15 protein-coding genes are annotated in these 15,602 nt (G+C 62.7%); 3 read left to right on the top strand and 12 right to left on the bottom strand.

The genetic code is table 11. The features are described from left to right. Window positions 1-21: 21 nt before the first annotated feature. Both EAV90_RS22420 and EAV90_RS22425 read right to left on the bottom strand, forming a co-directional pair. Entirely contained in the window at window positions 22-1,725 is a 1,704-nt protein-coding gene (locus tag EAV90_RS22420; protein WP_129144677.1) for a SulP family inorganic anion transporter, read from the bottom strand. Then, window positions 1,722-2,489, bottom strand: coding sequence for a YoaK family protein (locus EAV90_RS22425; protein WP_430644741.1), 768 nt, complete (start codon window positions 2,487-2,489; stop codon window positions 1,722-1,724). The genes EAV90_RS22420 and EAV90_RS22425 overlap by 4 nt, the downstream gene beginning before the upstream one ends. A 225-nt stretch (window positions 2,490-2,714) precedes the next feature. On the opposite strand from EAV90_RS22425, the gene EAV90_RS22430 reads away from it, so the two are divergent. Next, a complete protein-coding gene (locus EAV90_RS22430) occupies window positions 2,715-3,599 on the top strand; it encodes an alpha/beta hydrolase family protein (RefSeq protein WP_129144678.1) in 885 nt (294 codons plus the stop codon). 24 nt (window positions 3,600-3,623) lie between these two features. After that, window positions 3,624-4,205, top strand: a complete 582-nt coding sequence (locus tag EAV90_RS22435; RefSeq protein WP_122401718.1) for an invasion associated locus B family protein — start codon at window positions 3,624-3,626, stop codon at window positions 4,203-4,205. 86 nt (window positions 4,206-4,291) lie between these two features. On the opposite strand, the gene EAV90_RS22440 is transcribed toward EAV90_RS22435, so the two are convergent. Both EAV90_RS22440 and EAV90_RS22445 read right to left on the bottom strand, forming a co-directional pair. Next, window positions 4,292-4,657: a response regulator gene (locus tag EAV90_RS22440; RefSeq protein ID WP_347338812.1), complete on the bottom strand. Its 366-nt coding sequence runs from the start codon at window positions 4,655-4,657 to the stop codon at window positions 4,292-4,294. A 74-nt stretch (window positions 4,658-4,731) separates the two neighbouring features. Beyond that, entirely contained in the window at window positions 4,732-5,355 is a 624-nt protein-coding gene (locus tag EAV90_RS22445) for a response regulator transcription factor (RefSeq protein WP_129144679.1), read from the bottom strand. A gap of 306 nt (window positions 5,356-5,661) precedes the next feature. Between EAV90_RS22445 and EAV90_RS22450 the strand changes: the two genes are divergently transcribed. Further along, a complete protein-coding gene (locus EAV90_RS22450) occupies window positions 5,662-6,345 on the top strand; it encodes a helix-turn-helix domain-containing protein (RefSeq protein ID WP_122406478.1) in 684 nt (227 codons plus the stop codon). 58 nt (window positions 6,346-6,403) lie between these two features. On the opposite strand, the gene EAV90_RS22455 is transcribed toward EAV90_RS22450, so the two are convergent. The 8 genes from EAV90_RS22455 to EAV90_RS22490 form a co-directional block, all read right to left on the bottom strand. Continuing rightward, complete coding sequence (locus EAV90_RS22455) at window positions 6,404-6,724, bottom strand: potassium channel family protein (protein ID WP_312016196.1); 321 nt, start codon at window positions 6,722-6,724, stop codon at window positions 6,404-6,406. Between the two features lie 242 nt (window positions 6,725-6,966). Beyond that, window positions 6,967-8,091: an AI-2E family transporter gene (locus EAV90_RS22460; RefSeq protein WP_122401715.1), complete on the bottom strand. Its 1,125-nt coding sequence runs from the start codon at window positions 8,089-8,091 to the stop codon at window positions 6,967-6,969. Window positions 8,092-8,635: 544 nt separating this feature from the next. Continuing rightward, window positions 8,636-8,866, bottom strand: coding sequence for a hypothetical protein (locus EAV90_RS22465; protein ID WP_122401714.1), 231 nt, complete (start codon window positions 8,864-8,866; stop codon window positions 8,636-8,638). A gap of 45 nt (window positions 8,867-8,911) precedes the next feature. Next, on the bottom strand, window positions 8,912-9,202 hold the full coding sequence (locus EAV90_RS22470; protein WP_129144680.1) for a DUF3551 domain-containing protein: 291 nt from the start codon (window positions 9,200-9,202) through the stop codon (window positions 8,912-8,914). Window positions 9,203-9,252: 50 nt separating this feature from the next. Next, window positions 9,253-12,399 carry an efflux RND transporter permease subunit gene (locus tag EAV90_RS22475; RefSeq protein WP_129144681.1) on the bottom strand — a complete coding sequence of 1,049 codons (3,147 nt, stop codon included), beginning with the start codon at window positions 12,397-12,399 and terminating at the stop codon, window positions 9,253-9,255. Then, entirely contained in the window at window positions 12,396-13,472 is a 1,077-nt protein-coding gene (locus EAV90_RS22480) for an efflux RND transporter periplasmic adaptor subunit (protein WP_129144682.1), read from the bottom strand. The genes EAV90_RS22475 and EAV90_RS22480 overlap by 4 nt, the downstream gene beginning before the upstream one ends. Further along, window positions 13,469-14,584, bottom strand: a complete 1,116-nt coding sequence (locus EAV90_RS22485; RefSeq protein ID WP_122401711.1) for an efflux RND transporter periplasmic adaptor subunit — start codon at window positions 14,582-14,584, stop codon at window positions 13,469-13,471. Before EAV90_RS22485 ends, EAV90_RS22480 begins: the two co-directional genes overlap by 4 nt. Next, window positions 14,581-15,450, bottom strand: a complete 870-nt coding sequence (locus EAV90_RS22490; RefSeq protein ID WP_244607923.1) for an ATP-binding protein — start codon at window positions 15,448-15,450, stop codon at window positions 14,581-14,583. Before EAV90_RS22490 ends, EAV90_RS22485 begins: the two co-directional genes overlap by 4 nt. Window positions 15,451-15,602 lie beyond the last annotated feature (152 nt).

The raw sequence follows: 15,602 nt of genomic DNA on the forward strand, positions 1-15,602 counted from the left end.
TCGCAGCGCAACACGAAGACATCAGGCCGTTCGTTGTGCGACGTTCGCCTGATCATCGCCGAGCAGGCTATCGAGCGACCGCAGCCACTGGGCGCTGTCGGTCTTATCCGCGAGCCCTTCGGCACGCAGAAGATCGCGGAGCTGCGCGTGCGCGCCGACGATGCAGAAGGTCACCCTGCGTGACGCAAGTTCGTCACGCAGCTCGTGCAGCATGCGTGCGCCCGCCAGATCGATATAGGGCGAGGCCGAGAGGTCGCAGGCCACCAGCCGGACGCCGGGCGACCTCCGGAGCGCGGTCAGGACGGTTTCCAGGATCGTCTCGGCATTGATGTAGAGCAGCGACGCTTCGGGCCGGAAAGCGATGATCCCGACCAGCGGCTCGATGCCCTCATGTCTCGCGCTATCCGAATAACGGCCGCTGCCGGGCAAGCGGCCGAGGAACGCGACATTGGGCTGCGAGGCCCGCGCCAGCAGCAGGAAGATCGAGGCGATCGACGCCAGCAGAACGCCCTGGAGGATGCCGAGCAACAAAACGGAGATCAGCGCAATCGCCGCCGCGTAGAAATCGATGCGGCTGACCTGCCACATTCGCAGCGGCGCTCGAACGTCGACCAGCCTGTAGACGGCAGCGATGACGATCGCCGCGAGCACCGCCTTCGGCAGGTTGGTCAGCAGCCCCGTGAAGAACAGCAGGCACAGCCCGAGCGCCACCGAGCAGATCATCAGCGCCAGCGGCGTCCGCGCACCGGCATTGTCGTTGACGGCCGATTGCGACAGGCCCCCCGCGACGGGATAGCCATGGCCAAAGGCAGCGGCGAGGTTCGCCGCGCCCAGTCCCAGGAACTCTTGGCGGACATCGAGCGGATAGCCATGCCTGGCGGCAAAGCTGCGGGCCGCCGATACGCCTTCGATATAGGCCAGCAGCACACAGCCTGCGGCGAGCGGGAACAGGTCGTCGAATTCCAGCAGGCCGAATGTCGGGATCGCCAGTGCCGGCAGCCCTTCCGGTATCTTCCCGGTGACGGGCACGCCGAGGGCTGGCAAGCCCAGGAGCGTTGCCAGAGCGATCGCGAGTGCCACGACGGTGATGCCAACGGGTTTTCCCGGCAAAAGCCGTTCGCCGAGCAGAAGCAACAGGAGCGCGACCGCGCCGATGCCCAGCACAAGCAGATCGATGCCGCCGAGCTGCCCGGACAGCTTGATGACGCGATCGAAGAAATTGTGCCCGCCCCCGGCGATGCCGAGCAGGCTCGGCAACTGACTCATGATGATAGTGAGCCCTGCCCCGGCCTTGAAGCCGACCAGGATGCTGTCGCTGACAAGGCGAACCAACACGCTGAGCTTGAACAGCCAGGCGATGAAGCACAACACCGCCACCGCAAAGGCCGCAAGGCTTGCGACCTGCGCATAGCGGACCGCATCGCCCCCGTCGAGGGCGCCGACGGTCCCGGCGATCATCAGGGAGATTGCCGAGGTCGGACCTATCGCGAGTTGGCGCGACGTTCCGAGCAAGGCATAACCGATGCCTCCGAGCATGTAACCATAGACGCCGATCTGCGGCGGCAAGCCGGCGAGCGCGGCATAGGCGAGCGAGACCGGGATGGCGTAGGCGGCGAGCGTGATGCCGGCGATCGCGTCGGATGGCAGCCATTCGCGTCGATAGGCCGCAAGCCATTCGGCCGGTGGAAAGAATCGCGTCCAGGTCGGAGCGGGTGGCCGGTTCATCGACGGTCCTCCGAACGGGACGCTTCGCAGCGCAGCAACACAATCAACAGCGCGACCACGGGCAGGCCCAACGCGAGATCGGGAATGTTCTTGGCGGCAAAAGCGCCGGCCGCGGCACCGAAGCCGAACACGGCACACAATGCGAAGAAAATGCCCGAGCGGCGCAGCGTTCCCAGTGGGGCGCTCCCTGCCGCGACCGCGAAGACGTTCTCGATGGCCTGACGCATATTGCCGGTGATCATCACCGTGCTGCATACCGTGCCTTCGACCTTGATGAACATTGTAGCCTGCATCGCCGCCACGACGGAAATACCGAGCGTTCCGGCCAGATCGGGCAACCGATTGTGCAGGATGCCGATCGCTACCAAGAGCAGGATCTCGATCAGCGTGCTGATCGCGCTGGCCCGCTCGCCCGCCACGCGGCGCAGCCAGGCCGCGATCACGATTCCGATCGCGAAAGCCAGGATTGGCGGCACGAACTGCAAGGCCTTAGCCCAGTTGCCGGCCATCCCATAGACCCAGAGGAAGATCAGATTGGCGGTCTGGGCATTCGCCATCACACCGTGGATGATCCAGGTATAGGCGTCGATGTAGCCGCCCGCGAAGGCGAGCAGCAAGACGATCCCGACCGTCTCGTCGCGGCGGATCGCGCCGGCTGCGACGTCCAAGGTACTCATGTCGGCAATACGGGCTGTCGCAAACATTTCATCGCGCCATAGGCATCGCCTCATCCCCGCTGAGGCTTGATCTGGATCAAGCAACATCCCGCCGTCGGCAATCAAATCACGCCAAAGCGCCGGGGAAATGCCATGGAAACCGTCGGGTGGATCATCGCCACCGCACCGGAAATTTTCCTGCACCGGCGCCTGCGACGTGGCCGAGAGTCAGACGCCGGTGCTCGCCGTGCCCTATGCGGTCGGCAATGTCGTGCTGACGGTGCTCGGTCCGATCGTGGTCGCCGCAACTTTTGAAGGTTGAGGGAGGTTGCGATGCGTTGTTTGCCTGCGATCCTCCGCTCTTTCGCGACCACCCTCCTCATCCTTCTTGTCTTCGCATCGTCTGCCCGCACGGAGGTCGAGGTTCGCATTCAGGAGGAGATCTGGGCCCTCCCGCTGCCGCTGCCCATGTTCGCCTATCTGGTACGCCCGGTCGGCGATGGTCCCTTCCCGCTCGTCATCATGAATCATGGCGTCTCGCTCAAGCCGACCGATCGGAGCTTCTTTCCCTTGGTCGAATTCCGCGATGCCGCCAAATGGTTCGCGACACGGGGCTACCTCGTGGTGGCTCCAGTCGGCACCGGCTATGGCGCAGCCGCAATCGACATTCCCGAGCGCGCACTGTTTGGCCCGTTCTTCTCCAAAGTCGGCAAGTGCACCAATCCGAACTTTCATGATGCGGGCCTTGCGGTCGCCCAGGTCGATCTTTGGATCATCGACTTTTTGGCCGCCGAAAAGCGGATCATCCCAAAGGACGTAATCGTGGTCGGGCAGTCCGCCGGCGGCTGGGCTTCCATCGCCTTATCGAGCGTGAACCCGCCGCAGGTGAAGGCGATCATCACGTTTGCTGCCGGCCGCGGCGGCCGTGTCGGAGGCAAGCCGAACAACAATTGCGCGCCCCACAAGCTGATCGAGGCCACCGCGGATTTCGGCCGCACATCGCGACTGCCGATGCTGTGGATCTACATCGAGAATGACACGTTCTTCGGACCCGATCTGTCGAAGCGCATGCATGCCGCCTTCACCGCCGCCGGCGGCCGGGCCGAGTATCATCTGATGCCGCCCTTCGGCAATGAGGGACATTTCTTCATCGGTTCGCCGGACGCGATTCCGCTCTGGTCACCCCTGGTTACGAAATTCCTCGATGCGCAGAAATGAGCTCATATCTCGGAGACCGCGACGATGCCTCGCCCTCTTGATTGCCTCTCTGGGCTGTTGATGATTGCAGTCGGGACCGCCACAAGCTCAACCCTGGCCGCGCCGGAGGCATCGCGAGCCGACAGGCCTGCCGAGGTCGCAACGCGCGGCCAGCGCGAAGCAAAGGATATCCGCTATGGCGACTGGCAGAAACTCTGCTTCAAGGCCGGCGGTGCGTCCACCCTGTGCCGAACCTCGATCACCGGCCAATTCGCAACCGGACAGACGGCCGTGCGCCTCGATCTGATCGAGCGGGAGGACGCTCCCACGGCCCGCCTGCAAATTTTCGTACCTGTGGGGATGTACTTGCAACAGCCGCCGAAATTGAGCGTCGACCATGGCGACGCCTTCCGCGTGCCCTATACTTGGTGTCTCACCAATCTATGCGTCGCCGCCGACGTAGCGGCGCCCCAAGTTATCAAAGAGATGGAAACCGGAAAGGCGCTTGTGCTCGAACTCATCGATTCGAATCTTCTTGCCGTTACGACTTCGATTCCGTTGGCGCAATTCGGCTCCGTCCACAAAGGTGCACCAACCAGAACGCTCGAGCAGTATATCGACGAATGATGACCAGAGTGGAGTTACGAAATACGGGCGCGCTCGACGGATTCGATCAACGACTGCGCCGCAAAGGGTTTGATCAAGTAGGCAATTCAGCCGGACGCAAGCGCAGCGGCACGGTTCGCAACGCAATCATTACCGGTTACATAGATTACGGGCGCGATGACGCCTTTCTCAGCCAGTCTTCGCCGCAGCTCGAGGCCGGACTTTGCGCCAAGATTGATGTCGAGAATGATGCAAATCGCGGTGTAGAACTTGCCATGTTCGAGCAAGGCACTCGCAGTGTCGAACAGCGTGGTGTCGAAACCGTGTCCTCGCAGAAGTCCGTCCATGCTGGCGCGCATGGACGCATCGTCGTCGACGACAAAGATGGACTCGCGTAAAGGCAAGGAGATCTGCCTTTCCCTAAGATTCGAAACTATTACGAGGGTGGGATACTGGATACGATTGCTCCGCATTTCCGGGCGGACATGGCCTCAGCATTATCCTTTGGGGCAGTCACAACGGGAACCGCACCGCTGTGACGATGCGGCTACTGGTCGTTCGGGTCGAGTATTCCGAGTCGCTCTGCAATCGAAACGAGTTCCGCCAGCGAATGAACCTGCATCTTCTCCATCACTTGATGGCGGTGCGCCTTCACTGTGCGTTCGGTGGTTCCGAGTTCACGTGCAATCTGCTTGTTGATCCGGCCGCGCACGATGAGATCAAACACCTGCCGCTCGCGCTGCGTCAGCGTGGCGAGATGACCCCGAAACGCATCAAGCCTGCTGCGTTCGGCGCGGGCCATTTTCTGGCGGGCCAACGCGCGCTCGATCGCGTCGAGCAGCTGCTCGGAGGAAATCGGTTTGGTCAGGAAGTCTTCCGCACCCGCCTTGATCGCGCGGACGGTGGTTGGCGTGTCGGCATGACCCGTCAGGAAGATGATGGGCAGCATCGAACCGGACGCGATCAAGCGGGCCTGCAGGTCCGGACCGCTCAGCCCCGGGATCCGGACGTCGAGCAGGATACAACCCGCCTGCTCGTCATCCGGCGCCGAATCCAGGAGTTCCAGTGCCGAGGCATAGGTCACGACCTCATATCCCGCGAGCTTCAGCCGGCGCTCAATCGCGGTCCGAAAGGACTTGTCGTCGTCAACAACGTGAACGAGGCCTGGCACCTTTTACCTGTTACCGAACTATTGATAGGCAGCGCTCGAACGGCGCTCTCATTCTCAAAATCATTTCACGTTCGAAAATGGGAAAGTCTGCTTCGCAATATGCCGCACCTTTCATCGCGGCAAGCTTCTCATCCCGCGCAGCAATCGCCAGTGCTGTCCTTTGGTACAATGCACCTTGGGACAATGGATTGAACTACCAACTTGATCGAAAATCAACCGTGGCGGGAGTGGGATAGCGCGGCGCATTTCCGGCTGAGATATTTTCATCCGACCGACCAATTCGGCGACAAGCTGAGGAGTTGGCCTATGTTTGTTCGCATCACAACGGATTCCGCCCTGCGCCCCAACACCCTCCGCGACCTCGGCATGACCGGCCATTCAAATGCGCTGGTCAATTTAAGCGAATTCTCCTACCGCAAGGGATCTGAGATTTACGGCGAGAAAGAGCCGGCCGAGTATGTTTACCAGGTCAAGTCCGGCGCGGTACGAAGTTACAAGCTGCTGTCGGATGGCCGCAGGCAGATCGGGGCATTTCACCTCGTTGGTGACATTTTCGGGCTTGAGAACGGCTGCGAGCACCGGTTCACGACCGAAGCGATCGTCGACACAACGGTGCGGCTGATCAAGCGACAAAGCCTTGAAACCGTGGCCGAGAGCGATGCCATGGTAGCCAGAAACCTGCTCAGCATGACCACGAGCAACCTCCAGCATGCGGAAGACCACATGCTGCTCCTCGGCCGCAAGACCTCCCTGGAGCGCGTCGCCGCATTCCTGATCGAAATGGACAAGCGCCTGACAGCCGCCGGCGTCATGGCGCTTCCAATGTCGCGGCGCGACATCGCCGATTATCTCGGCCTGACGCTGGAGACCGTCTCGCGCGCTCTGTCGCGGCTCCATGAACTCGGCGTTCTCGGCTTTGTCGGCAACACCCAACGCCAGATCATGCTGCTCGACCGACACCGGCTCGCCAGCCTCGATCTGCAGGCGTGAACCGGCGAAAGGCCGCTTTTCACCATCCACATGGTCGCGCTTGACGGAGGCGACAGCATCAGTTGCGTGGTAGACGCGGGCCAGGTGTTTCCGCGAGCCCGAGATGTTCGAGCGTCTTGAGCAAGACTTCGAACAGAATGGCGGCGGACCAGCCGAACAGAAGCACACCATTCATGGCGGTCAACGGGCCGATCAGCCGCCATTCGCGCACCGGCGTGATATCGCCGTAGCCAAGCGTGGTGTAGTTGACGAAAGCAAAGTAGAGCACGTCGCCGTCGGCGGCAGCGACCCCGACGACGAGATAGGTCGCCGCCCACACCAGAATTTCGAGCATGTGGGCGAACTTCAACACGACGGCAATCGCGATCATGACGCTCATGAGGTGCAGCCTCGGCCAAATGGTATGGCGCGGGACGGCACTGCGGGCAACGGCCACTGCAACCACTGTCACAAGCGCGTGGATCCCGGTATTGATCAAGCTGACCAACGTGCCGACAAGGAATTGGAGCATCATCGGAGTGAATCAAACCTCATTTCGATGGCCTCAGCCCCTTATGATCGACGACGCGGCACGCATGGACGGCAGTGATGTCGCGTCAATCGCCGCAGTTGACGGTTGATCTAGGTCACCCGTGCCTCGACGCCTTCTTTTGCCACAATCATCGCCTGATCAACCCGCGCTGACGCAGCGCGGTCAATCCCCATCCATGCCGTGGCAAGTTCCCAAGCCACCGACAGGATAATCGGCCCAATGAACAGGCCGATGATCCCATGCGCGAGCGTGCCACCAATGACCCCGATCAGGATCACGAGCGTCGGCGTGGTCAAGCCTCGCCCCATGAGAAGCGGCTTCAGAATGTTGTCGAGAAGACCAACGACGACGAGATAAATGGTCAGGAGCAGGGCTACGGTCACGTCCTTGTCCATCCATATCCAGATAATCACGGGAAGAAGAACGATAGCCCCGCCGATCTGAACGATCGATAGCAAGAGCACGATGATGGCGAGCAGCCCCGCACTTGCGATGCCAGCGAGCTTAAAACCAATGCCCGCCAGCAGGGCCTGCACGATGGCGACACCGATGACGCCCTGTGAGACCGCGCGTATGGTGGCGCCGGCGAGCTCGAGGAACTGCTCGCTTTGGTCGGGCACGATGCGCAACAGGAAGCCGCGGAGCGCGGCAACAAGCTGCGCGCCGTGCGGAAGCAGAAAGCCCGCGACGATCACCGAGAGCAGGAATTGCAGCATGCCAATTCCGGTGTTACCGGCAAACGACAACATCATCCCGGCAAGCGGCTTCAAGTACGGTGCCACCTCGCGCAACGCCGCGCGGATGTTCGTGTAGGCCTCGTTCCAGATCGCGTAGAGCTGAGGACCGATCAACGGCCAATTCCTGACCTGCTCCGGCGCCGCCTGAAGTACGAGATCGCCGCTGCCGATCTGGCCCGCAAGGTCGCGAATCCCTTCAACGGCACTCAGGCCCAGCCAGGCGGCGGGACCGATGACAATGCCCAGCGTGACCAGGGTGAGAACGGCCGAGGCCGTCCGGGGACGGCCGCCGAGGCGTCCGGCGAGCCAGGCGAAGACGGGATGAAACGCCACTGCCAGCACTGCGCTCCAGCACAAGATCGGCACGAAGGGGCGGATCACGATGAAGGTCCACAGGATCAGCAGCCCGAGCAGGCCGAGCCGAATCACAAACTGGACAATGTCCTCTGCGGACAGAAGCTGGCGAAGCGTCTTCAAGGCCGTTGCCCTCTGATCGACGGACGTACGCTGCAGAGTAGCTGGGGGGCCGCTCGCTTCGGAGGCTTGATCCAGATCAAGCCGGGCGCAGCCGATTGCAGGTCGGCGCAGATCGCACGGCGCACCACCACCGGCGAAGATCACTCGGTGCTGGTCTCAAGCACTTTGTGCCTTTCTCGGGAGCGCACCTTCTCGCGCTACGCACTTACGGCGCGATGAACCGTTCCTCCCACTTCAATCAATTGATGTCGGACGCTACAGATTTATCTCCCGGTATGCACGTCGTTCACACAAGGCCTTCTAACCGATTGAAAGACTTAAAACTCTCGGTCCAATCCATCATCGGAGCCACAGAAAAAGCCAACGTACGCACTCCAAACTAACCGAAATTGCACACGTTTGTACGAATTCGGCAAAAAAATAACCCCAGCAAGTCCTTCGGACTGCTGAGGTTATTTGCCAACTTGTTGCGGGCAGGCGCAACCACCGATACCGACATTCGGTCCAAGTTGCGCTCTACTGGACGAACAAACGACCTGCTGGCTCAAAGCTGTCCGTTGGACAGGCGCAATTCCTCGATGGCTCGGACGCAGATCTTGACGGGGTCCTTGAGGCCGGTCTGCCCGATCTCAATGATCTTCCTGGCTATCAATTCGGTGAGGGGATCGTTTCGATCCTGTACGCCAATCGTGCGGAGGGCCTGCTTATAAGCGGTGGAAAGCCGCGTGATCTCTTCGGGTCCGAGAGGTGAGTTTTGAAGTAACTGCTGGAGCAACGCATCTCGGCATGACCATTCGTGTCATTCACATGCTTGAAGCCATCAACTTCTGCTGGCTTGCCTGTGCTTGTGTCGACGGCCGGTGCTTTTCGGAGCGTACGCAAAAGACTCGGTCTCGTAGAATGGATCGCGCGTGCAGCTTCCACCGCGTCCGGAAATCGTAGCAAGACACTGCTCCATGGTATCGAAGCTGCAGATCCGCGTCGTGATCAACGCGTAGTCCACGCGACAGTACTCATAGTTGTTTGCGATTGCTGGCTCTGCAGTGCCCCAGAACGTTGCAGCAGCCAGCGCCGCCGCTGCGATGGAACTTGATGCGATAATCTTGGTCATGTCTGCCTTCCATAATTTGTGAAACCGACGCATAGCTAACCGGAGCGCAGCTAATGCTGCGATTCGAGAGCGAGCTCCGGCACGTCGTGCGCCGGCGTCGGTTCAACCGATGCGGACTCCGGAGCGCTGGTCTCTTGCGCAGCGTGTCCATCGCTACAATCAGGATGAATTCTGAACCAGGCGACATACAGCGCCGGCAGGAACAGCAGCGTCAGCAGCGTGCCGACGATGATGCCGCCCATCATGGCATAGGCCATCGGGCCCCAGAAAATCTCGCGCGCGATCGGAATCAGCGCGAGGCTCGCGGCGGCGGCTGTGAGCAGGATGGGCCGCATGCGATGCTCGGTTGCTTCCACCACCGCATCCCAGGCGGGTCTGCCCTCCTTTTTGAGATCCTCGATCTGCACGATCAGGATCACGGAGTTGCGGACCAGGATGCCGATCAGGGCCAGCACGCCGAGAATGGCGACGAAACCCAGCGGCGCGCCGCTTGGCAGCATCGCCATGACGACGCCGATCAGCGCGAGGGGAGCGACCGCGAACACCAGGAACAGGCGCGAGAAGCTCTGCAGCTGCACCATCAGCACAGTGGCCATGACGAACAGCATCAGCGGTACCACCGCGATGATCGGCCCCTGGCTCTTGGCGCTCTCCTCCACCGAGCCACCGATCTTAATCGCGTAGCCCGCGGGCAACTGCTTGGCAAATTCCGCCACCTTCGGCGCGAGCTGGTCGACCACCGTCTTGGGCTGAACGTTGCCGACCACGGCGGCCTTCAGGGTGATCGTCGGGATCCTGGCGCGGCGCCAGATCGTGGGCTGCTCCAGCTCGTAGCGCAGATTGGCGACGGCCCCGAGCGGCACCGATTTGCCGCCGAGCCCGGTCAGTTGCAGGTCACGCAACGTGTCGATCGAGGCGCGCTCCGGCGCGGTCGCACGTCCCGTGACGTTGACGAGATAAATGCTGTCGCGCACCTGTGTGATCGCCGAGCCCTGAAGCACCGAGTTCAGGGTGGTGGCGATGTCTTCCGAGGTCACGCCGAGCTGGCGCGCCTTGTCCTGGAGCACATCGACCTTGACGACGCGCGCCGGCTCCATCCAGTCGAACACCACGTTGCCGAGATCAGGACTGCTGCGGATGACGGCGGCAAGCTTCTGCGAGAGGTCACGGACTTTGGCGATGTCGGGGCCGCTCAGGCGGTATTGCACCGGACGTCCGACGGGAGGGCCGACCTCGAGCAGCTTGACGTAGGTGTCGGTGCCCGGGAACGTCTTCCGCAAGTAATCCTCGAACTGCGACTTGAGCTTGTCGCGTGCGGCGATGCCGCCCTTGGTCACGATCACTTGCTGGCCGAACCAGGTGTTGGCGGTCTGCACGTCGAACGACAGCACGAAGCGCGGCGCGCCGGTGCCGACATAGGTGGACCAGTGCTCGACCGAATCGTTGCCTTGCAGCTGCTCGCGCTCGAAGCGCGCCATCTGAGTGTTGGTCTCGGTGATCGAAGCATTCTGCGGCAGGTTCCAGTCGATCACGAGCTCGGCACGGTCGGAGGAGGGGAAGAACTGCTGCTGCACGAACTGCAAGCCGAACAAGGCGAGCAGGAAGGCGCCGGCGGTCACGGCGACGGTGCTCCAGCGATGATGCATGCAGAACAGCAGGAGGCGCGCGAACATCTGCGCGACGCGGCCCTTCTGCTCGTGATGTCCCTTCATCTTCGCGGGCAGAATGGTGACGCCGAGCAGCGGCGTGAACAAGACGGCGACGATCCACGAGACGATCAACGACACCGCGATCACCACGAACAGCGTGAAGGTGAACTCGCCGGCATTGCTGCTGTTGAGCCCGATCGGGATGAAGCCGGCCACGGTGACCAGCGTTCCCGTCAGCATCGGGAACGCCGTTGAGGTATAGACGTGGGTCGCCGCCTTCTCGAGGGGGTCGCCGATCTCCAGCCGCGCCACCATCATTTCGACCGCGATCATGGCATCGTCGACCAAGAGGCCGAGCGCGATGATCAGGGCTCCCAGCGAAATGCGTTGCAGCGAGATGCCGCAATAGGCCATCACGACGAAGGTGATCGCAAGCACGAGCGGAATGGCAATGGCCACCACGAGGCCCGCCCGCATGCCGAGGCTCAGGAAGCTGATGCCGAGCACTATGATCACGGCCTCGAACAGCGCTTCGGTGAAGCCGGAAACGGCATGTTCGACAACGACGGGCTGGTCGGCAACGAGGTGGACGCCAACGCCGATCGGCAGGTCGGCGATGATTCCGCTCATCTCCTTCTTCAGCGCCTCGCCGAACTGGAGCAGATTGGCACCGGACTTCATGCCGATCGCGAGCGCGATGGCGGGCTGACCGTTGTATCGGAACAGGGTCGACGGCGGATCGGCGTAGCCGCGCGTGATGGTCGCAACATCGGTCAGCGGGAAGAAGCGGTCGTTGATGCGCAGATTGACCGCCTTCAGGCTGGCTTCCGAGGTGAACTGACCGTTGACGCGAACGCTGATCCGCTCCGGCCCTTCCTGGAACACGCCGGAGGGCGCCACCGCGTTCTGGCCCTGGAGCGAGTTCATGATGGCGTGAACGTCGAGGCCGAGGGCCGCGACCTTGCGGGTGGAGAATTCGAGGTAGATGACCTCGTCCTGCGCGCCGAGAATATCGACCTTGCCGACATCGGGCACCGTGAGCACCTTGGCCCTGATATCCTCGACCTGATCGCGGAGCTGCCGCTGGCTGAGGCCGTCGCTGGTGAAGGCATAGACGTTGCCGAAGACGTCGCCGAAGCGATCGTTGAAGCCGGGTCCGATCACGCCTTGCGGGAAATCGCCCTTGATGTCAGCGATCATGTTGCGGACGCGCAGCCAGGTCGGCTTGACGTCGGCCGCCTTGGTTGAATCGCGCAAGTAGACGAAGACGGTGGTCTGGCCCGCGACCGTCACGCTCTTGGTGTAGTCGAGCGATTCGAGCTCCTCGAGCTTCTTCTCGATCCGGTCGGTGACCTGACGCGTCATCTCCTCGGGCGAAGCCCCCGGCCACTGCGCCCCGATCACCATGGTCTTGATGGTGAAGTCAGGGTCCTCCTGTCGCCCCAGCTGAAGATAGGCAAACAGGCCGGCCGCCATGAAGGCGATCATGAAATACCAGACGAGCGAGCGATGGCCGAGCGCCCAGTCGGAGAGGTTGAACGACTTCATGGCTCTTGATCCTGTTCGATGCGGACGTGCTGTCCGGGCTTGAGGCTGTGAATTCCGGCGGTGACGACGCGGGCGCCTGCGGCAAGCCCGCTGGTGACGCGGATGCCCGCCGGTTCGGCGACGCCATCGATCTTTTGCAGCGAGACGGTGCCGGCGGCTTGATCGACCACCCAGACGAAATTGGCGCCGTCCTTGGCGAGCACCGCTGATGCGGGCAGGCGCAAGACCTCGCCCTGGTCCTTGCCGAGCTTTGCCGTGACGGTCGCGCCGAGACGGAAGCCCTCGGGCGGATTGTCGAGCGCAATCCGGATACGTCGCAGCCGCGTCAGTGCGTCCGCTTGCGGCGCGACTTCACGGACCCTGCCCTCGACCTGAACAGCGGGAAGGAGCTGCAGGCTGACGGTGAACGGCAGACCAACTTCGAGCGGCACAGGCAGATCCTCCCCGATATCGACGACCGCCTCGCGAATGTCCGGCCGCGCAACCGTCACCACGGTTTGGCCGGGCGAAACCACCTGGCCCACTTCCGCGCCAACGGCGGTGACGACGCCGCCGAAATCCGCCTTGATCTGGGCATAGCCGAGTTGCTCGATTGCCTTGGTCAGGCTCGCCTGCTCCTGCGCGACGCTCGCTTCGGCACCGGCGCGCGCCTGCTCGGCATTGTCGAGTGTCTGTTTCGTGGTCGCGTCGCTGGTGATCAGCGTCCGTTGCCGCGCCTCCGTCGCCTTGGCCGTCGCAAGCTGCGCCTCGGCCTTCGCAAGCTGGGCTTTGGCCGCGCGAACGGAGAGATCGAGTGCAGTGGGATCGATCGTGCCGATGATTTGGCCTTTGCTGACGATGTCGCCAACGTCGACCGGACGCGAAGTCAGCCGTCCGAGCACGCGAAAGCCAAGGTTGGTCTTGTAGCGCGGCTCGACGACGCCCACGGCAATCGTGCTGTCACCGCTGTTCGGCTTGGCCACCAGTGAGAGCACAGGGCGCACCGGCTCCGGCGCGTTCGCCTCCTGCTGGCACCCTGTCAGCAACGAGGCCGCCGCGAGCGTGCCGGCAATCATCATGACCTGTCGCTTCATGACCGGCCTCCTTCCTCAGCGACCGACTGGCCGACACTCAAAAGCTTGCCGCCTTCGACAACGACGCGCTCGCCGGGCTCGAGGCCTGCCTTGATCAGTACCTGTCCGGCCTCATAGGCGCCGACCGTGACCGGCTTCAGCGAGGCCGTCTGCGTCCTGGGATCGACGGTCCAGACGGCGGCTTTCCTGCCCGCAGCCATCAGTGCGCTCCACGGCAGGGCGATCTCGCTCTGAGGCTTCGCCTTGACCGTTCCGGCGACGGCGCTGCCCAGCGTCATCGCGGCGGGCGGATTTTCGATGGACACCTTGACGCGGATCGTGGAGCTCTTCGCATCGATAACAGGTGAAATCTCTCCCACCTCGCCCGTTGCAGTCACGCCGGGATCGGAGACCAGCGCCAGGGTGACGCGGCGGCTGTCGGTCTGGCCAAGGAAGGCGGATTCATAGACCTCGAAGACGGCATCACGCTCTCCGTCCTGCGCGAGCGAGAACACGGGTTGCGCGGCCGGCACGACCTGGCCGACCTCGAGATTTCGCGCGGTCACGACGCCGTCGGCTTCGGCGCGAAGCACGGTATAGCCGAGCGCATCCTGCGAGGTGCCGAGCTGCGCCCGGGCAGCTTCCAGCACGCCCTCCGCCGTTCGCAGGCCCTCCTGGGCCTGGTCATAAACGGTCCGGGTGGTGAAGCCGCTTGCTATCAGCGCCTTCTGCCGCTCGAACGTAGCCTTCGCCACGCGCAGCTGGGCTTCGGCGGAGGCTACTGCCGCGGTCGCAGCGTCGACATCGGCCTGTTGCTCGGCGGGATCGAGCCGGGCGAGGACTGCGCCCTTGTTGACGTGAGCACCGACGTCCACGGTGCGAGCGATCACACGTCCGCTCACACGGAACGAAAGATCGGCGCGGAAGCGCGCCTGAACCTCGCCAGTCAACGTGATGGCGGCTTGCCGGTCGCGTGGCTGCACGACCGTGGTCCGGACCAGCGTCGCCCGTGTGGTCGTCTGCGCCGCGTGATCGTTGCAGCCGGACAACACCATGCTCGCAAGCACGGCCGCTGTGGCGAAGGCCTTCCCCACATGTGGCGTTCGAACCGGGTCGGAAGGTTGATTTGTCATGGCGCGTCCACACGATGGGAGGGTGACAACAGCCCGCCAAGCGCATCGGCGGATTGGCGGGGGACGACCATTTCGCGTTCTTGCTGGCGCAGGAGTCCCGCGAAGGGACCGGTCTCGGCGGTGGGCCCGCGTTGATTGGCCGCTGCGCTTGCCGTGAGCGCCGCTTCGTTTGAAGCGGTGGCTCTCGTGCGGCGCGGAGCCCTCATCTGGCGCGTTGCGATCGACCAGTTTGCGCCCCGTTCGCGCTCGGTCAGCGGGAACGAGAGGACAATCGAGGTGAAGTCGGCGCCGAAACCCTGCTCGATCCGGCCGCCGAGCGCCCGCGCGATATCCCTGGCAATTCGCAATTCGCGGTCGGAAGTCTCCCTCTCGGGACGCGAGCCGTTGTCCAGGATCACGCAGTTCGCCAGCGCGCCCGTGCGCGTCAGCTTGATCCTGATTTGCCCGGACCGCGCGTCGAAATATGCGTGCCTTGCCGCGTGCATCACGAGTTCATGGACGATCAGCCCAAGGTGCCAGCAGCGCTCCGGCTGAAGCGCGAGAGACTGCGTCGCGAATGCCAGTTGGATGTTCATCCGGTCCAGAAGCGCCCGGCGCATGCCACAGCCCAGTTTGCGAATGTAGGTCCCGGCGTGGATCAGCGTGTCGCCCGTGGGCATGGACAGCGCTCGGTGCACGTCGGCATAGCCATGCAGCAGCTCGACGACATCGCTGAGGGCGCCCTTGGCTTCTGTCCCCTCGACGCGGATGGCCGCGGCAGAGACCAGGTCGATGGCGAAGGCGACGCCATTGGTGACCCTGTGATGCAGCTCGCGCAGCAACGTGCCTTCCTGCAAGCCGGGTGGTTCTCGGTTCAACGGAGTCACGACATTCTCCTCATTTGGCTCGAACGATCGGGGCCGAACACCCCACCTTTGCGGTCCAGATTCGTCCGGAGCTCTCGCCAGGCCCTGCCAGGCACTTAATAAACTATACCGTATATTTTCTTTTTCTTGCCTTTCTTGGCGGACCGTGTCAA

It is taken from the genome of Bradyrhizobium vignae (genome assembly GCF_004114425.1).
Taxonomy (GTDB): Bacteria; Pseudomonadota; Alphaproteobacteria; order Rhizobiales; family Xanthobacteraceae; genus Bradyrhizobium; species Bradyrhizobium vignae.